The 18,042-nt window shown below is 42.9% G+C and carries 23 protein-coding genes; 5 read left to right on the forward strand and 18 right to left on the reverse strand.

What is annotated here, in order from left to right; genetic code table 11:
- Positions 1-58: 58 nt before the first annotated feature.
- Positions 59-1,498 (reverse strand): NAD(P)/FAD-dependent oxidoreductase, encoded by a 1,440-nt coding sequence (locus HNQ34_RS00525; protein ID WP_183250825.1) that lies wholly within the window; start codon positions 1,496-1,498, stop codon positions 59-61.
- 186 nt (positions 1,499-1,684) lie between these two features.
- Here HNQ34_RS00525 and HNQ34_RS00530 point away from each other — a divergent pair, with 186 nt between their 5' ends.
- Positions 1,685-2,278: a DUF502 domain-containing protein gene (locus tag HNQ34_RS00530; protein ID WP_183250826.1), complete on the forward strand. Its 594-nt coding sequence runs from the start codon at positions 1,685-1,687 to the stop codon at positions 2,276-2,278.
- 18 nt (positions 2,279-2,296) lie between these two features.
- On the opposite strand, the gene HNQ34_RS00535 is transcribed toward HNQ34_RS00530, so the two are convergent.
- Positions 2,297-3,235: a magnesium transporter CorA family protein gene (locus HNQ34_RS00535; protein ID WP_183250827.1), complete on the reverse strand. Its 939-nt coding sequence runs from the start codon at positions 3,233-3,235 to the stop codon at positions 2,297-2,299.
- Between the two features lie 268 nt (positions 3,236-3,503).
- Positions 3,504-3,638, reverse strand: coding sequence for a hypothetical protein (locus HNQ34_RS17660; protein WP_281375842.1), 135 nt, complete (start codon positions 3,636-3,638; stop codon positions 3,504-3,506).
- Positions 3,639-3,778: 140 nt separating this feature from the next.
- Between HNQ34_RS17660 and HNQ34_RS00540 the strand changes: the two genes are divergently transcribed.
- Positions 3,779-4,066, forward strand: coding sequence for a HesB/YadR/YfhF family protein (locus HNQ34_RS00540; protein ID WP_183250828.1), 288 nt, complete (start codon positions 3,779-3,781; stop codon positions 4,064-4,066).
- Between the two features lie 197 nt (positions 4,067-4,263).
- Here the strand turns inward: HNQ34_RS00540 and HNQ34_RS00545 are convergent, their stop codons facing one another.
- The 14 genes from HNQ34_RS00545 to HNQ34_RS00610 form a co-directional block, all read right to left on the reverse strand.
- Complete coding sequence (locus tag HNQ34_RS00545; RefSeq protein ID WP_183250829.1) at positions 4,264-4,662, reverse strand: hotdog fold thioesterase; 399 nt, start codon at positions 4,660-4,662, stop codon at positions 4,264-4,266.
- A gap of 11 nt (positions 4,663-4,673) precedes the next feature.
- On the reverse strand, positions 4,674-4,973 hold the full coding sequence (locus HNQ34_RS00550; RefSeq protein WP_183250830.1) for a hypothetical protein: 300 nt from the start codon (positions 4,971-4,973) through the stop codon (positions 4,674-4,676).
- Between the two features lie 10 nt (positions 4,974-4,983).
- Positions 4,984-5,400 (reverse strand): acyl-CoA thioesterase, encoded by a 417-nt coding sequence (locus HNQ34_RS00555; RefSeq protein ID WP_183250831.1) that lies wholly within the window; start codon positions 5,398-5,400, stop codon positions 4,984-4,986.
- Positions 5,401-5,510: 110 nt separating this feature from the next.
- On the reverse strand, positions 5,511-5,744 hold the full coding sequence (tlp, locus tag HNQ34_RS00560; protein ID WP_183250832.1) for a small acid-soluble spore protein Tlp: 234 nt from the start codon (positions 5,742-5,744) through the stop codon (positions 5,511-5,513).
- 64 nt (positions 5,745-5,808) lie between these two features.
- The gene (locus HNQ34_RS00565; protein ID WP_183250833.1) at positions 5,809-5,952 is read right to left on the reverse strand and encodes an acid-soluble spore protein N; all 144 of its coding nucleotides are present in this window, start codon (positions 5,950-5,952) and stop codon (positions 5,809-5,811) included.
- 55 nt (positions 5,953-6,007) lie between these two features.
- Positions 6,008-6,139 (reverse strand): FbpB family small basic protein, encoded by a 132-nt coding sequence (locus HNQ34_RS00570; RefSeq protein ID WP_183250834.1) that lies wholly within the window; start codon positions 6,137-6,139, stop codon positions 6,008-6,010.
- A 118-nt stretch (positions 6,140-6,257) separates the two neighbouring features.
- On the reverse strand, positions 6,258-6,770 hold the full coding sequence (locus HNQ34_RS00575; RefSeq protein WP_183250835.1) for a TlpA family protein disulfide reductase: 513 nt from the start codon (positions 6,768-6,770) through the stop codon (positions 6,258-6,260).
- A gap of 74 nt (positions 6,771-6,844) precedes the next feature.
- Positions 6,845-6,985, reverse strand: a complete 141-nt coding sequence (locus HNQ34_RS00580) for a hypothetical protein (RefSeq protein WP_183250836.1) — start codon at positions 6,983-6,985, stop codon at positions 6,845-6,847.
- Between the two features lie 65 nt (positions 6,986-7,050).
- Positions 7,051-7,887, reverse strand: a complete 837-nt coding sequence (locus HNQ34_RS00585) for a sulfurtransferase (RefSeq protein WP_183250837.1) — start codon at positions 7,885-7,887, stop codon at positions 7,051-7,053.
- Positions 7,884-8,159, reverse strand: a complete 276-nt coding sequence (locus HNQ34_RS00590; RefSeq protein ID WP_183250838.1) for a YpbS family protein — start codon at positions 8,157-8,159, stop codon at positions 7,884-7,886. Before HNQ34_RS00590 ends, HNQ34_RS00585 begins: the two co-directional genes overlap by 4 nt.
- The gene (locus HNQ34_RS00595) at positions 8,152-8,346 is read right to left on the reverse strand and encodes a hypothetical protein (protein WP_183250839.1); all 195 of its coding nucleotides are present in this window, start codon (positions 8,344-8,346) and stop codon (positions 8,152-8,154) included. The genes HNQ34_RS00590 and HNQ34_RS00595 overlap by 8 nt, the downstream gene beginning before the upstream one ends.
- Before the next feature lie 77 nt (positions 8,347-8,423).
- Complete coding sequence (locus tag HNQ34_RS00600) at positions 8,424-12,101, reverse strand: dynamin family protein (protein ID WP_183250840.1); 3,678 nt, start codon at positions 12,099-12,101, stop codon at positions 8,424-8,426.
- A 94-nt stretch (positions 12,102-12,195) separates the two neighbouring features.
- Positions 12,196-12,720: an isoprenylcysteine carboxyl methyltransferase family protein gene (locus HNQ34_RS00605; RefSeq protein WP_183251279.1), complete on the reverse strand. Its 525-nt coding sequence runs from the start codon at positions 12,718-12,720 to the stop codon at positions 12,196-12,198.
- A 41-nt stretch (positions 12,721-12,761) separates the two neighbouring features.
- Positions 12,762-13,835, reverse strand: coding sequence for a type III polyketide synthase (locus tag HNQ34_RS00610; protein WP_183251278.1), 1,074 nt, complete (start codon positions 13,833-13,835; stop codon positions 12,762-12,764).
- Positions 13,836-14,137: 302 nt separating this feature from the next.
- On the opposite strand from HNQ34_RS00610, the gene HNQ34_RS00615 reads away from it, so the two are divergent.
- The 3 genes from HNQ34_RS00615 to HNQ34_RS00625 are packed head-to-tail and all read left to right on the forward strand — an operon-like array spanning position 14,138 to position 16,416.
- Positions 14,138-14,275, forward strand: a complete 138-nt coding sequence (locus tag HNQ34_RS00615; protein WP_183250841.1) for a cytochrome c oxidase subunit 2A — start codon at positions 14,138-14,140, stop codon at positions 14,273-14,275.
- A 22-nt stretch (positions 14,276-14,297) separates the two neighbouring features.
- The gene (locus HNQ34_RS00620) at positions 14,298-14,768 is read left to right on the forward strand and encodes a cytochrome c oxidase subunit II (protein ID WP_183250842.1); all 471 of its coding nucleotides are present in this window, start codon (positions 14,298-14,300) and stop codon (positions 14,766-14,768) included.
- A gap of 1 nt (position 14,769) precedes the next feature.
- Positions 14,770-16,416 (forward strand): b(o/a)3-type cytochrome-c oxidase subunit 1, encoded by a 1,647-nt coding sequence (locus tag HNQ34_RS00625; RefSeq protein WP_183250843.1) that lies wholly within the window; start codon positions 14,770-14,772, stop codon positions 16,414-16,416.
- Between the two features lie 38 nt (positions 16,417-16,454).
- On the opposite strand, the gene HNQ34_RS00630 is transcribed toward HNQ34_RS00625, so the two are convergent.
- Positions 16,455-17,963, reverse strand: a complete 1,509-nt coding sequence (locus tag HNQ34_RS00630) for a carboxypeptidase M32 (RefSeq protein WP_183250844.1) — start codon at positions 17,961-17,963, stop codon at positions 16,455-16,457.
- Between the last annotated feature and the right edge of the window lie 79 nt (positions 17,964-18,042).

Here is an 18,042-nt window from a genome sequence, read left to right on the forward strand (position 1 = left end):
CAAGGCATAATGAATTGTCAACCTTTTTAAAAAATAAGTTTACTATAATTCTCTCCTTTTATTTCGTTAGTTTTTCTACGATATCACGGGCGATCCAGACGCCGCATGCACTTGCTTGCGCCAAGCCACGCGTAATGCCAGCGCCATCACCGCCTACATACAATCCGGAAATTTCTGTTTCAAACCGATCGTTTAGTTTCGGACGGGCGGAATAAAATTTGGCCTCCACTCCGTAAAATAGTGTATGTTCGGAAGCGAGTCCCGGCGTAATATGGTTTAACGCTTCTGTCATTTCAATTAAACTTTTCATCGTGTTATACGGAAGTACAAGGCCTAAATCGCCCGGAACGGCTTCCTTTAACGTCGGTTCAATAAATCCTTCTTTCATGCGTTTTTCCGTCGAACGTCTTCCCTTTAAAATATCACCATATTTTTGTACAATAATGCCGCCATTAGATAGCGCATTAGCCAACCGCGAAATTTCGTGCGCATATTCGTTCGGCTTGTCGAACGGATCAGAAAATTTATGCGATACTAATAGCGCAAAGTTCGTATTGTTGCTACCGAGCTTCGGATCTTTGTACGCGTGGCCGTTCGCTAACATAATACCGGAATGGTTTTCGACAACGACATGTCCGGACGGATTGCTACAAAACGTCCGCACTTGTGTGCCGACCGATGTGTTAAAAATAAATTTTCCTTCGTATAAGTGTTCATTAATTTCTTCCATCACAATGTTCGATGTTTCGACGCGCACGCCGATATCAACTTGATTATTGATCATGCGAAGGCGTCGCTTTTTCAAAATTTTTGTGAGCCATGCCGAACCGTCGCGTCCCGGCGCAATTACCACTTTTTCAGCGGTTATGACATCGCCGTTTTTTAACACGATTCCTTTGACGGCATGGGTATGACCTTGTTTTTCGGTAAGCACGTCTTCCACTTCTGTTTGAAACGCCATATCAATATGTTTGCACAAATATTCGTAAATGCTTTTTAAAATTTCTAAGTTTTGTTCCGTTCCTAAATGCCGAACGTTCGCCCGCAACAATTTTAATCCTGCCGCATAGGCGCGCCGCTCAATTTCTTTCACTTTTTCTGTCGTCGGATCAGTAATCGATTCCGTTGCCCCGTGCTTCAAGTTGATCGCATCAACATAACGGATAAGCTCAAGAACGGTAGAAGATGGCAAATAATCGGTCATCCAGCCGCCAAATTCGCTCGTAATATTAAATTTCCCGTCAGAATACGCCCCCGCACCGCCAAATCCATTCGTGATCGAGCAAGCTGGCACACAGCCGGCATATTCTTTTTTACCCGCGGGAGGCGGACATTTTTCAATCTTTTTTTGCAAAATAGGACAGTGGCGTTTATAAATATCATGGCCTTTATCGATCAGAAGAACGTTTGCTCCTTTTAGCTTCAACGTTAATTCATAACAAGTAAAAATTCCTGCTGGCCCAGCACCGACAACGATGACGTCATAATGCGATTTCATAACAAAATCCTCCAACACATCATTTTTTCCATTTGTAACTATAACAAGGATCCGCTATAGCGTCAACTATAAAAACGAACTTTTTTGCTTATATCATTTGTTAATGTTCGTATTTTTCTAAACTTGTATTTTCAAGCGAAACTTGATAAGGTGATAGAGGACGCGAAAAAGAAAGGAAGTGGGAATGTGAAATTTTTTGTTAAAAATTTTATTAACGGCGTGCTTACGATTGTGCCGATTATTTTAGCCATATATGTGTTTGTGAAAGTGTTTACCTTTTTTGATGGGTTGTTAGGAAAATATGTTAAACCATACCTTCATGACGCTTACATACCTGGGATCGGCATTTTAGGCACAATCGCCTTGATTACCGTTTTAGGCTGGCTGTCGACGCAATATATTAGCGGGCAGGTCATTAAACTGATCGATCGTTTATTAGAAAGTATTCCGTTTATGAAAACAGTCTATTCAGTTTTAAAAGATACAATCGCCTCTTTCGTCGGGGAAAAACGCTCGTTCTCAAAAGTGGTGCTCGTCGAATGGCCGCAAACGGGCATGAAATGCATTGGCTTTATTACATCCGAAGAAGTCGAAACGCTCTTTCACCCTCTTAAAGACCATGTAGCGGTTTATATTCCGCAGACGTTTCAAATGGCTGGAATTACCGTGTTAGTCCCGAAAGCGCAAATCGAAGTGATGGATGTAAAACCGGAAGAAGCGATGAAGTTCGTTCTTTCTGGAGGAATGACATCGGCTAAAACTAAAGGGCCTTCCCAATAGCGGGAGAGCCCTTTTTGTTTAAAAATATCGTTTTTTCCAGAAAACAAAAGCAGTAATGCTTGAAAGTAAAGCAGCGATGAACATCGCCACCATAAACGCATACGGAGAATGTTGATACGGAATCGGCACATTCATTCCGTAGAAACTGGCAACCATCGTTGGCAGCGAAATGACAATCGTAATCGCAGTTAAGAATTTCATCACGATGTTTAAGTTATTGGAGATGACAGAAGCAAAGGCGTCCATCATTCCGCTTAAAATGCTGCTGTATACTTCAGCCATTTCAATCGCCTGTTTGTTTTCAATAATGACATCTTCAAGCAATTCTTGATCGTCATCATACATGCGCAAATAGTTGAGACGCATCAACCGCTCCATGACAATATTGTTCGCCTTCAACGACGTCATGAAATACACTAAGCTTTTTTCCATGCTTAATAATGAGAACAATTCTTGATTTTTCATCGATTGATGCAACTCTTTTTCAATTTCGCTCGTCCGGCGGTTGATTTGTTTTAAATAGCGCAAATAGTAAGTAGAAATCATATAAAGCATTTGCAAGGCAAATCGCGTTTTCATAAATGTGTAGAAGTTTTTGATTTTATTATTCGCAAACTCCTCAAAAATCGGGTTTTCTTGGAGACAAACGGTAATAAAACACGTATTCGTAATAATCATGCCGATTGGAATCGTTTCATAAATCGGTCCGTCCACTTCATCATGGGTAATGATTGGAATATCAACGATAATCAACACATGGTTGTCTTCTTTTTCGACGCGTGAACGCTCTTCATCGTCGAGGGCATCCTTAATCGAATCGATCGGAATATCCAAATGGTTGGCAATGTAGCGAATTTCTTCTTCCGTCGGTGCGACTAAGTTAATCCAGCAGCCGTTTTTGAGTTCATGAATTTCTTCGATTTTTCCGTTGGCATTCGATAAATACATTTTCATCATACGTACACTTCCTCCTTTTAAAAACGAGGAAGCATCTTTTCCTTTCAAATGGAGCTCGTTTTCGAATCGTGAGTAGCTCGTTCATTTGAGAAGAAAAAGACAGTACTTCCCCGTTATATTCCGGTTCAGGTTCGTTTGAACTTCGACTACTCATATACGAAAACGTCACCCCTTCTCCAAAAATTTCTGTCCTTATTAATAATAGCGTTGAAATCATTATTTGTATAGTAATTTTTTCAAGCAAAAAAGCAGCCGATTCGGGCTACTTTTACTCACTTAATGGTGTCGTGTTAAAAAACTCTTTCGTTTCTTTTTTTGGTGTCGAATGTTTCTTCGTTGAGCGTTTCCCCATCACTCTATCGGATTCATAACTTAAGGAAAACGTTGGGGATTTTTTATCCATTTGTGCATTTCTCCTTTCGTTATTGCTATGTTTACTTTATGTAATAACCGGTGAAATTAGTCAGCGTCACGAAATGTTTAATACTTTTTTGACTGATTAAGGAGGGAATGCTTTATAATAAAGCATAGGAGGTTTTGCGTATGGAAATTATAATCAAACCGAAAGCGCTTGAATGGTACAAAGAAGAGTTAAATTTACGTGAAGGTGATTTTGTTCGCTTTTTCCCGCGCTATGGCGGATGCAGCACCGTACAAGAAGGATTTTCGCTCGGTATCGATAAAGAAACACCTTTTGATCCAAAAGCGCAAACGACGATGAATGGAGTAACATTCTTTATCGAAGACCGCGATTTATGGTATTTCGACGGGCATAACTTGGTGGTTGATTTTAACGAACAAGCGGACGAACCGATGTTTTGTATCCAATAGGAAAAAGAGCTATATAAATACAATTGGGGTTTAACTTATAAAGCAGACCCCCCTATTTTTCCACTGTCGAACAGCCATCCGCTTCACAGACAAATGCGTTTGTCTGGAAGCGGTGTTGTTCGGTCACCCGACAGTCGACACATACCGATTACTCCATAAAAGACGAAAACACATCTATAATAGCTTGTTGAAAGAAGCTAGCTTTTTTTCATGACCGCGATCGTGCAGCGGGACACAGAGACGAGGCGCTGCTGTTCATCAGTGATTTTAATGTCCCATACCATCGTTGTTTTCCCGTGATGGAGAACCGTTCCTGTGGCGGTCACCATACCGCTGCGGACCGCACGAATATGATTAGCGTTAATTTCAAGACCGACAACACTTTCCGTTTCGTGGTCGACGAGCGCATATGCGCCGATACTTGCAACCGTTTCCGCTAACGCCACAGACGCTCCCCCGTGAAGAAGGCCGAACGGCTGATGGGTACGATGGTCGACTGGCATCGTTGCCACTACACGTCCTTGTCCTATTTCAGTAATTTCAATGCCGAGCGTTTCAATCAATGTTCCTTTGCATACTTCTCTTATGTCCATCATCCCAATCCTCTCTACAAACGAAATCTTTTTAAATGGTCGATAAGCCCTTCCTGTTGTAAAATTTCTTTTTGCTTTTCCCCTAATAAATCAAAATGCGGAAACGAGTCGCGCTTGTGAATCCATTCGGGACGAAGGTTATATTTTGTCCCCCAAGCGAGCAGTTTTTCAAGGTCGCTGCACCCGACTTTCGTTACCGTCGTATAGTTTGGAAAACGCGCATCGTACCAAAAATGAGTAAGAAAAGCGATTTCCCCATTTTTTACTTTCTTCTTCCACTCTTCTAATTCCTGCCTTTGAATGCCAAATGCCATATGTATCTCCTTACTTTTTCGCCCGCTCGTAAGCTTCATGCCAAGAAGGAAAATATTTCCTTATTAAAATTGGACGAAATGAATCACGTTTAACGCAAACGTGCTGTGTTTTTCCTATAGCCGCCAGCTCGCCATCTGGTGTCAAAATTTCGTAAGCATATGTCACCCGAATTCCATCATAGGCATCAATCCACGTTCTTACTGTTGCTGTTTCACCGTAACGAAGCGGCTTTTTATAGGAAATTTGCAAGTCCGTCACCGGTGCGATAACCCCTTCTTTTTCCATATCCGTATAACGAAATCCTAGCTGATTGATTAGTTCTGCGCGCCCTACTTCCATCCAAACAAGATAATTGGCGTGATACACAACTCCCATTTGATCCGTTTCCGCATAGCGCACTTCAATTTGTTTTTCGGCAATTTTCATTTTGTTCCCCCATTCATTCGTTGTTTCTTTTATCTTATCATACGAATGGGAAATTGTCCCACAAACAAATCGAAAGCGATCCAATGTTGATTCGGATCGCTCTGTAATGGTTATCGATATCCATTTTCACGTGCTGCAGCTTCGTCTTTAATTTCTTCGCGCATCGCCGCAATCGCTTCTTCACGTCGTTCGTTTTTTGCTTGAATTTTTTCTCGCTCTTCCGGTGAAGAAAATTGCATTGTTTCGTGCGCTTTTTCGATGTTTTCAATCGTATTTTGTACCATGTCTTGCAATTTTTTTACATTATCGCTGCGGTCATCTGGGTTCGGGCGTTCATATGCCATCCTCGTTCCTCCTTGATGAAAATGATAAAAAAAGTTTTCGATAATTATGTTATGTTAACAAAAATTATTCTCCCTTTGTCTGGATCACTTGAGCATGCTGCCCTGATTGATCCTGCATTTTCTTCCCTTTGTTTCCTCCTGCAGCACGAGGTTGAGTGCCTAGATGGTTTGGGGCAAAATGCTCGTTAGTTCCTTTTTGATTGCTCATACTCTCGCCTCCTCACCATCTAGTGTGCTCCGTTTATTTTTCAGTTATGCATTGCTTACTCTGCTTTTTTCAAAATGCGTTCTTCTAATTTTTTCTCGATTTTTTCCATTGCCTTTTGATCGTTTAACAACTGACGTTTATTTTCGATCACTAGTTGCTCAAACGTGAATTTTCGACTTTTTCTCATATTCGCTCCCTCCCTCTCTCATTATTTATTATAATTTTTATAATTCCCTAAATAAGTGAAATTTATTACAAATTTTCGAAAAAAATAAAAAGAGGCACCTTCGTCTGAAGGATGCTTCTTAACGAATCTGGTCCATAATCTCTTGCATTTGTTTGTACGTCATCGGTCCGATCACCTTTTTGCGGATGACGCCATTTCCATCGAGAATGTACGTCGTCGGAATCGTTTGGATATTGTATAGTTTTAGTATTTTTCCTTTTTCGTCTAACACGACCGGAAATGTTAAACCGTATTGTTGGATAAAGGGACCTACTCTGTCGCGACGGTCTTGTGAGGTTAAATGAACCGACAGCAACTCCACATGTTGTTTATGAGCTTCATAAAATTTCTCCAATTCTGGAATTTCTTGTCGGCATGGCGGACACCACGTCGCCCAAAAATTAATCATTACCGGTTTCCCACGCAATTGAGATAAACGGATTTGCTCATCATCTAACGTCTTTAACGCAAAGTCTGGTGCGGTATCTCCCACTGAAAGACCGACTTCTTTGCTTTGTGCCGCTGCTAACGCCTGCCAAATTCCGTATCCGGTCAAACCGAGAAGCAAAATAATGGCAACAACTTTTTTCATTGTTTTTCCCTCCCACCATCATTTAACCATAAAAGAAAAAAAAGAAAAAGGGCTACCGTATGGCAAGCCCGTCGTTAACGAATGTTTTTATGATCGTTTTTCATCTTTTTCGCTTCAACTTCCGCATAAGAAGCGAATTCATTGTTAAACCCGTTTTTCTGTTTCGCATTGTTGTTGCGCTGTGCGTTCGCATTTCCTAATTTCGTGCGGCCCATATGATTCACTCCCTTTGAAAAATCGTACATCGATAGTATGCGTGAATCACCGAAAAATGATGTTGTTAATTTTCTCCTGTCGCAATCGGATGCTCTCGATAAGAAATCCAGTCGCTCCAACTGCCGACATACAGCTGCACGTTTGTATAACCAGCTTCTAATAGCGCTAATACATTCGGACAAGCCGTGACGCCCGATCCGCAATAAACGATGATTCGCTCTTGTTTTGGAATGGAAGCAAAACGTTTTTCTTGCTCGCGCGGTTGCTTCCAATATCCTGCGGCCGTTAAACTGTCTTTCCAAAACATATTTTTCGCGCTTGGAATATGCCCAGCCACTCGGTCGATCGGCTCTTCAACCCCTAAATAGCGCTTGTGTTCGCGCGAATCAATTAAAACCGCGGTCGCCTGTTCAACCGCTTGTCTCACATCTTCCACAGTCGCAAGAAGCGACGGTTGATATACCGGGACAAATGTGCGTTCTTCGACGGTCACGATTTCTTCTGTCGTTGGATAACCAGCCTCTTTCCATTTCGTATAGCCGCCATCCAACACGTATACGTGCGAATGTCCTAAATAGCGGAGCAGCCACCAAAACCGGGCCGCCATCGCTCCATCTTGGTCATCGTAAGCTACGACCGTTGTTTTCTCATCAATCCCCGCTGCTGATAATTTCGCTACAAATTCATTGAAAGGTGGAAGCGGGTGTCTTCCCCCATGTGTTTGCACCGGTCCTGATAAATCTTTTTCTAAGTCAAAATAGAACGCGCAGGGAATATGGTCATGTATGTACTCGTTTATCCCGCGCGATGGATTCCCTAAATAGAAGCGGCAATCGATGATACGCACATGATCATCGTATAAACGGTCAACAAGCCATTGCGGTGAAACGATATGTTTCATTTGTTTTCCCCTTTCTCCAACCGTTTGACATATTCATTCACCATATCAGGCGTGACATATTTTCGTTGGGGAACGATACCGTGTTTTGCGAGTTCGTTGATTTGCTTTGTCACGGCGTTAATGTTTTCGACGGTAAACGACTGCCCGTTCCGGCAAAGCATGACAGCTTCTTCAATATAGCGCTCTCTTTGCGCATCTAACTGCAAAAATTGCCTAATCAGCGCATGCTGTTTGTTCGAATGAGCCGTGATGGCGTGGTGAACTTCACTCATGTTCCTTCTCCTCTCGTTTTCGTTCTTTTTCCATTAATGCTTGAACGTGCGGCTTTGGCGTCCAGCAGCGAAATTGATAATGAGGCTTCGTTTCATAGCCAAGCCTCTGGCAATACCGATACGTTCCTTGTTCGGTTTTTTTCATCCGATAATGAATGCACGTCGCACAAGCGTGAAATCGAGTCATCGGTTTTCCCCCTCATCGCATGCCAAAATCGCACGTTCGCTCTAACATATCATAACAAAAAAGTGAACGTAAAGGCATCACAGCTGCTCTGTCAATAAAGTTGCCAATTGTGTTTCGGCATCGCGCAATCGCTCGATGTCCATTCGCTCGGTTAGCGCCGTCACAAGACCAGCAAAATATTCATCGATTTGTTCTTGTAACGAATCGATCAAATGTTTTATTTGCTTCTCGTATTCCGTCGTATAGAAAGAAAAGAGATGTTGTTCGTTTTCGGAAACATATTCGCTGATCGGTTGTTGCAGCTGTTTTTCAATTTCTTCTTTCATGAACCGTTTTTCATCCCGTTCAAAAAACGATTTAGCGTTTTTATACAGCGCCAGCGCTTTTTTAAACCGCGATTCATCGATATGTTCCAGCCCAAGCGCAAATTCAGGCGTTACAAACGGTAGCGGCTTCACTTCCGAAAGCGGAATGCCTTGGTGGATGCGCTCCATTTCATTTGCTAACACGCGAAAACGATCTTGTATTTTCATCATGAGAAAACGCTCGACACGCAAGCTTGTTGCTCTCATTTCCTGTGCTAAATCAAAGCCGACAGACTGAATCAATTCTTGTAAGCAAGCGGAAAGCGCTTGTTGGATATTGCGCCCATCATCGCGCAACGAAGCAGGGTTAAACGATTCTTTAAACCAATCGTTCATCCGGAACGAAATGCGCTGCTTCACATAATATACCAATTCGGAAATTTCTTGTTTGAGCGCTTGCACATCAGCATCGACGGCAAGCAACTGCAACTGCTGGCGAATGAGTGTTTGTTCATTGGATAATTTGTCTAATTTGGCCGCCTTTTCTTCATTGCTTTGTTCCGCTTGATGAATATAATCGCGCAACGTCGTGCGCATGCGCTTTATTTCCGCATATGCCTCCGCTATTGCTACGTTCGTTAATTCTCCCATAATAAACTGCGCAAAATCCGCTTCAAACGCTTGAATACCGGATTGTGTTAAAACACCATATCCGTTTTGCATACTAGTTCCCATTTTTTCATCGAGCGCGAATCGGCTCGATAAGGCATAAAGGCGCGGAAAACGAATGCCAAATTGCATAAGCTGTTCTTCGACGTACGCAACAACCGTTTCAAGTTCTTCGTGCGAATTGGCTAAATCGGCGGCGTTGATAATGAAAAACATTTTATCCATGCTAAATGTATCTTTGACGCGCCCTAGCTGAATGAGAAATTCGCGATCCGCTTTCGAAAACGCATGGTTATAATATGTCACAAATAAAACCGCATCCGCATTTTTTATATATTCAAACGCCACTCCTGTATGGCGGGCATTGATCGAATCAGCTCCTGGCGTATCGACGAGCACAATTCCTTGTCGAGTGAGCGCACAGTCGTAATAAAGTTCCATCCATTCGACAAAGCATGCTTTCGTTTCATCCGCCACGTACGACGGAAACTGGTCAAGGTCGATTTGTAGCGTTGTACCGAGCACATCCTTTACTTGTTCGTAGCCGCGAACAACCGCTTGAAGAAAGGAATAGTGCGGTTTTTCTTTTGCATCGACCGTTTCGATTGAGAGCGCTTTTTCACTCACCGCGAGCGCCTCTTCTAACGTTTCCGCTTTCATATGAAAATAACGAAGCGAACTTTGCACATCTTTCAGCAATTGCCCGGCTGTTTTCATCTGTATGATCACCGTGCCGTGCGGCCTGTCCGTTGTTGGCGGCACGATTTTGTTAATCGTTGCAGTCGTCGGATTCGGTGACGACGGGAGCACACGCTCTCCCATTAAGGCGTTAGCAAACGATGATTTCCCTGCGCTGAACGCTCCAAACAATGCAACAGTAAAGATGCGGTTTTCGAGCCGTTTTGCTTTTTCAGTCAGTTCTTGAACAAAGCGGTTCATTCCCGGAATCCCAGCTGCAAGTTGCGCTGCTTTGTGCAAATGGACGATCGTTTTTGCCGCTTTTTGTCCAACTTGATCGCTAGAAGAAGCGGGCTCGCTTCGTTTTTCTTCGCTTTTTGGCCGCGGTGATTCGGCTTGCTGTTCACTTTTTGGATGAGAACGAGCAGTTTCAATTCGAACAGGCACCACGCCATGGATAAGCGCATCAATTCGTTCATCGCTTACGTTTTGAAGCCGTTCGTCTGTTTCTATCATAAAAAGTTGCTGCGCATAAATGATTTCGCGGCGCTGCTTCCGTTCGTTCAGTTCATGAATGAGCCGTTGCTTTTCAAGTTCGGTTTCAAGTTCGGCTATAAGCTGTTGGCGTTCTTGCTGCATCGTTTCCTGCCATTTTGCAAAAATGGCGGCAAACACACGCATCGCTTCATTCCGGTATCGCTTTTTTAATTCTGTTGCGACATCGTTCGTATAGTTTAACACATATTCTCCGGTGACGCCGGCCCCTTTTTTCACAAGATCGGCTAACAATCGTTCATCCCATGATACCGACAGCTGTTGGCATTCGCTCATCAATCGAGCATCTTGAATGCCGTGTTCCTTTAAAAAGCGGATGAGATGTTCGCGAACATGCCATTCAATTTGTGATGTCGCTTTTTCTTTTAAGTTTTGATAAAACGCCTCTAATCGCGCTTTTCGCTCTTGTTCTGTTTTCGATTTGCTAAAAAGAAAACCGACTTTAAAATCCGGCTGCACGGACTGCAAATACGCTTGCGCCAATTCGCGCGTTTCAAACGGCATCACGTATGCATGCTCTAATAAATTGTCCAATTCTTTTTGAAATGTTGTTTCCGTTTCCGCAACAAGTGCCGCAATCGTTTGTAGCTTTTGCTGAAGATCGCCGGCATCTTGTGCGGCTGTTTTTGGCAGATGAGCCAATCGAGCGCGAATCGCTTCTTCCTCTTTGGCGTCATTGCTTTCTAAATAAGCGAGGTGGTCGTTCACAAGCTGCTTTGCCGCCACTTCCACTCCTTTTGCGAGCCGCGTTTCTTTCTCGGCAAACAACAACTGTAAAAAATGAATGAGCTCGTTCAATTCATTAAACGGATGTTGCCGTTCTTTTAGCGATGTAAAAAAGATGCGCGCAACCTGGACGTTCCAATTGCGGAATGCCTGCCATACCGACTGCTGAAACTCGGGAAACGGCAATTCTCCGTCGCGATGTTTATCGATTTGATTCACGATGAGATACAGCGATTTTCCGTAACTCGTTAATTCTTTCGTAAATTGAAAATTTAATTCAGACTGAACATGATTATAATCCATCATATAAAACACGACGTCGGCCAAATGAAGCGCCGATTCAGTAGCGAGCCGATGCGCATCGTCCGTTGAGTCGATGCCCGGCGTATCCATGATTGCCACTCCCTCCGGAATGTGCGTCGTCTGACGGCTAATTTCGATCGCTTCAATTTCATCGCCGTTTTTGCAATACGAACGAATTTGTTCATAATCATACGGCGCCGCATATTCGATCGGCGGCTCGTGCTTATAAAAGACGCGCGCATATTCTCTTCCCGCTTTGACTTTGACAAGATTGGCGCTTGTCGGAATCGGACTCGACGGCAACAGCGGCTCCCCGAGCAACTCATTAATCAGGCTCGATTTCCCTGCTGAAAAATGGCCGCAAAAAGCGATTGTAAATTCTTCATTCGCCACTTTTTGCAACAGCTGTTGCGCTTTTTTTGCGTTTTCTTCATCCCCTTTGCTCATCCATTCGTCGTGAAGATACGCTAACTTTTCACACCACAGACGCAATGATGAATGTTGTGTCACTTGCACCATATACCAAAACCCCTTACGTTTGCATGATATATACCTATTTTACTGTATTTACGCACATTTCCCAATACAAAAAATTGCAAAAAAATCCCGCCATCTATCTGGCGGGGAAAAATGGAAAAAAGCGCGGCCTCTTTTGAAAAGCATGTCCATAATTCGTCATCGACATCAGCGTTTTTTCTTCAAGGGAAATGCGGATCGATAACGTGTATGCGTTCAAAATCGAAAACACCACCGCCGTCCCATACGCTTGAAACAACAAAGGAATAAGTATAATTTCCAACGTGACAACGAGATAGTTCGGATGACGCAAAAAGCGATACGGTCCTTTAACAACGACAGGTACGTTTGGCAAGACGAGAATTTTTGTATTCCAAAACGTCCCTAATGAAAAAATGGTCCAGATGCGCAGCACTTGAACAATGAGAAACATGGGTAAAAAAAGCGACCACCATCGTGAAAGCCGCGCTCCTTTGTATAATGCTTCAAGCAAAAAAGAAAGCAAAAAAAGCACATGCATGATCACCATCCACCGATAGTGCAGCTTGCCGAATTCTTTTGCCCCCATCGCCTTTAATGCCCGTTCATTTCGTTTGGCGATTATGAGTTCAGCCATCCGCATGCCAACAACGGAAAAAAAGAACGCATAAAACTTCAATTCGCTCACTCCCAATGCAATAAAGTAAACTCTGCGCTAAATCCCGGACCGAGGGCGACCATTAATCCGTAATCCCCTTTTGGAATAGGTTGTTTCATAAATTGCTCAAGGACAAAGTAGACCGTTGCCGACGACATATTTCCGAAATTCCGTAAAATATCAAATGAAATTTTCGTTTTTTGTTCGCCGATTTTTAGTGCTTCTTGGTAGGCCATGATCACTTTTTTGCCGCCTGGATGGGCAATGAAATGACGAATATCGTTCATCGCAAGGCCGTTTTTTTGCAAAAACGCTTCGACATTCGGTTGAAGCCACGCCTGAATGAGCGAAGGAATGTTTTTTGAGAAAATAACAAAGAGTCCTTCATCGCGAATGTCCCATCCCATCACCTCTTCGGAATGAGGCATGAATATAGATTGTGTCGCGACGATACGCGGACGAATGCGCGCATCAATCGTTCCATCTCCTGCGACACAAAGGCATGCCACTCCATCAGCGAACAACGATGTGCCGATCATATTACTTTTCGAACGGTCGTGCGGTTGAAACGTTAAACTGCAAAATTCCGCCGCAATCACAAGCACTGTTGCATTCGGAAACGCTAAGCAATATTCATAGGCGCGTGCCAATCCCGCTACTCCTCCCGCACATCCTAATCCCCAGATCGGTATGCGCTTCGTATAAGGAGAAAAAGGAAGCCGGTTCATGATTCGCGCTTCCACACTTGGTGTGGCAATGCCGGTCGTTGATATGTAAAAAATCGCTTCTACTTCCTCGTAAGCAATCGGTTTTTCTAAAAACAAATCATTTTGCAAACAGTTTTGAATCGCTTCGCATCCATAATGAACCGCACTTTCAATATATACATCATTTTTTTCAGAAAAACTGTGGTCTTTTTGATACCAATCAAGCGGTTGAGCAAAAAACCGTGATTGAATTTCACCGTTATCAAAGATTGTTAGCAACCGATCGATATGGGGAAATGAATGTTCAAATAATTGTTTAACGTATCGACATACTTCTTCCTGCTTTACTTTATAAGGCAGTGACGCTGTCCCGACTGAAAGAATCGCTGGCATACTTCCACCTCGATGATCGAACGTGTTATTCATACTATTCCCCATGAAACCATTGCTATACTAAAATTAAAACGCTTTCAATTCCTTTTTTGGGATTGTTCGTTCACATTTTTTTCACAAATTCGAACGGCTTGATGTGACAAAAATCACTGTCACATCAATTTCTTACTGTTATTATAGTGATAAAGTAAGTAATGAACAATTTGTGAAATGGTGAAAATCCCCTACCAAATTATTGTTTGTTTTGTATTATGAAAGTGTAATGATTCGTTTTGGGGATGAAAGAAAGGAGGTATGGGAGGATGGCAAATGAAAAAATAAAAGGGAAAGCAACGGAGAATAGCAATTTAAAAGGAACGCTTGCTTCAGTTTTTTTGTTAGGTTTTTTCCTTATTTTCACGTGGGTTAGCGTATATTTTTTATTTTTAGAACGTCTATAAAAGAAAGGAGAGAACAGACGGTATGCACATACACAAATATGAAAAAATTTGGCTTATTTTCGGAATTGGTTCTTTATTCATATTTTTAACGATTGTTGGTGTAAGTGCGTTTGCAAAAGGCAACCAGCCGCCAAGTGGCTTAACAACGATTGATCCCGAAAAGGTAGATCAAACGCCTCCATTTAACAAACCAGGATTAGTCAAAACAGGAGATAACGAATACCAACTCAACATGGTTGCTTCGGCATTTAGCTATACACCAGCCCAAGTGGAAATTCCAAAAGGGGCAAAAGTAACGATTAACGTTACGACGAAAGACGTCATTCACGGTTTTGAAGTTGTCGGAACGAATATTAATATGATGGTTGAACCCGGTTATGTGAACTCATTCACAAAGACATTTGATAAAACCGGAGAATATACGATTTTATGCAACGAATATTGCGGTGCCGGACACCATATGATGACGGCACGAATTAAGGTGGTGGATTAAGATGAACGAAACATTAAAAGTGGATCGCCGCGATGCGAAATTGGCACTCGCCCATATTTATGTCGCTTTTATCGCGTTAGCATTAGGTGGATTAGCCGGATTATTGCAAACGTTAGTGCGTTCCGGAAAGTTTACTCTTCCAGCCAATATTAGCTATTATACGATTTTAACAACTCATGGGGTATTGCTCGGACTTGTATTAACTACGTTTTTTATTATCGGTTTTCAATTTGCAGCTGTGAGCCGCACAGCCGGAACGTTTTCTGACCGCGTTCGTTTTTGGGGCTGGATTGGCTTTTGGTTAATGACGATCGGTACAGCTATGACCGCGTTCTTTATTTTAATTGGCGAAGCATCTGTCCTTTATACGTTTTATGCGCCATTGCAAGCGCATCCAGGCTTTTATCTCGGTTTGACGCTCGTTGTCGTCGGCAGCTGGATTAGCGGATTTGCGATTTTCGCACATTATGCACGTTGGAAAAAAGAACATCCAAGCCAAGTGAGTCCTCTTCTCACCTTTATGGCGGTTGTGAACATGGTGTTATGGCTTGTTTGCTCACTAGGAGTTGCCGCAACTGTATTGATTCAATTGCTGCCTTGGTCATTAGGGCTTGTCGATCGCATTAACGTATTAGTGAGCCGAACGCTATTCTGGTATTTTGGCCATCCGCTCGTTTATTTCTGGTTATTACCGGCTTATATGATTTGGTATGCGATCATTCCAAAAATTATTGGTGGAAAAATTTTCTCGGATTCGTTAGCGCGTCTGTCCTTTATCTTATTCTTATTTTTCTCCATTCCGGTTGGTTTTCACCATCAATTAATGGAACCAGGAGTTGAGCCATTCTGGAAATACGTGCAAGTTGTGTTAACGTTTATGGTGGCAATTCCATCGTTAATGACTGCGTTTGCGATGTTTGCAACATTTGAAATGTATGGACGCTCAAAAGGAGCAACAGGGCTTTTCGGATGGTTGCGCAAACTTCCTTGGGGAGATGCACGTTTCTTTGCGCCGTTTGTCGGAATGCTCTTTTTCATTCCTGCGGGAGCTGGTGGGCTTGTGAACGCTTCCCACCAATTAAACCAAGTTGTGCATAATACGATTTGGGTTACAGGGCACTTCCATTTAACATTGGCAACAACCGTCGTTCTTACATTTTTCGGTGCCGCTTACTGGCTCATTCCGCATTTAAGCGGACGTGTGATGACGAAAGCAATGAACCGTTTAGCAATTATTCAAACGATCGTCTGGGCCATCGGGATGGCATTTATGTCTGGTTCGATGCACTTTGCAGGATTGCTTGGCGCACCACGCCGCTCAGCGTTTTCAACGTACGGCAACTCGCCACAGGCGCTTGAGTGGATTCCATATCAAATCGCCCAAGCGGTTGGTGGAACGATTCTGTTCATCGGCATTATTTTAGTGCTTGTCATCGTCACAAACTTAGCGTTCTTCGCACCAAAAGGAGAAACCGAATTCCCTGTCGGCGAAGTGGCTGAAACTGCAGAGCGCACACCGCTTGCAATGGAAAACTGGAAACTTTTGATCAGCATTACGGTTGCACTGATTTTAATCGCTTATACGATTCCGTTTATCGATATGATTCAAAACGCACCGCCGGGTTCGAAAGGTTACAAACTGTGGTAAAAAAACGAAGGTGGTCCGAAAATGGGCCACCTTCGTTTTTATAGTTGATAAATCGCTTTATATTTTTCCTCTAAATACCGAATCAAATAACCGGCATTCAATCCTTCTCCTGTCGCTTCGTGTAAAATATCAAGCGGCTTTTTCGTTTTTCCGAAACGATGAACTTTTTCCGTCAGCCAGTTTCGAATTGGAAGAAGTTCTCCTGTTTCGAGCAGTTCATCGAAATATGGAAGGTCTTTCAGCATCGCCTGCTTCAATTGCGCCGCATACATATAGCCGAGCGCGTAAGAAGGAAAATAGCCAAAACTTCCTCCCGACCAATGCACGTCTTGCAACACCCCAACCGCATCGCAATGTGGACGAATGCCGAGATATTCTTCATATTTATCGTTCCAAATATCTGGCAAATCTTTTACCGCGATCGTTCCGTTGAACAATCCTTTTTCAATTTCATAGCGGATCATAATATGTAAAGAATACGTTAATTCATCTGCCTCAATGCGAATCAAAGACGGTTTCGCTTCGTTAATCGCCCGGTAAAACTCATCAAGCGATACGTTGGCGAATTGCTCTGGCGCATATTGCTGAAGAAGTGGATAGTTGCGCTTCCAGTAGCAATAATGACGGCCGATGAAGTTTTCATAAAACAGCGATTGCGATTCATGAATTCCCATCGATGTGCCTGTGCATAACGGTGTGCCGATCAGTTCTTTTGAAATGTTCTGTTCATACAGCGCATGGCCGCATTCGTGAATCGTTCCAAATAGCGCCGTGCGAAAATCGCGTTCATCGTATCGCGTCGTAATGCGGACGTCGCCAGGGTTTAAACCGATCGCAAACGGGTGAACCGTTTCATCTAACCGCCCTGCTGAAAAATCGTAGCCAAGCTCACGCAGCAGTTCTAAACTGAAGGCACGCTGCTTTTCTTTCGGAAACGGGTGAAACAAAAACGATGTGTCGGGTTGATGGCGGGATGAAACGACCGCTTGAACGAGCGGGACGATGCGTTCGCGCAGCTTAGCAAATACGTCGTCTAACACCTCGACAGTCATTCCCGGTTCGTATAAATCAAGTAGCGTATTGTACGGATTGCCGTCATAGCCCCAATAGTCAATAAATTTTTTGTTAAACGCAACAAGCTTCTCTAAATATGGACGAAACATGTTAAAGTCGGATGCCTCTCTCGCTTTTTCCCATACGTTTTCAGCTTTCGATTGTAACACGACGTATTCTCTATATTCCTCTTCTGGAATTTTTTTATTTCGCTCATACCCTTTTTTACATTCCGCCAATGTATGACGCGCTACGTCAGATAATTGTTCTTGTACATCGCTTGGCGAAAGCTTCGCAATATATGCGGCCATCTCTTCTGATATCGACATTTTAAACACTTCTTGAGAAAGAACGCCAATCACTTCTGAACGTTGCTCCAGCCCTTTTTCCGGTGCCCCGGTCCGCATATCCCAATACATGACTTGAATGGCTTCATTGTAGCTCATCATTTTTTTAACATAACGTAAAAATTGTTGTTCGATGTCTTTGAACATGTCAATCCCCCTATTACTTTGCTTGCCCATATATATTTCCATTCAAATGAAAAATCTCCTCTTTTTATGAGAAAAATAG

Origin of the sequence: Anoxybacteroides tepidamans, from assembly GCF_014201465.1 — a bacterium.
Classification (GTDB): Bacteria; Bacillota; Bacilli; order Bacillales; family Anoxybacillaceae; genus Anoxybacteroides; species Anoxybacteroides tepidamans.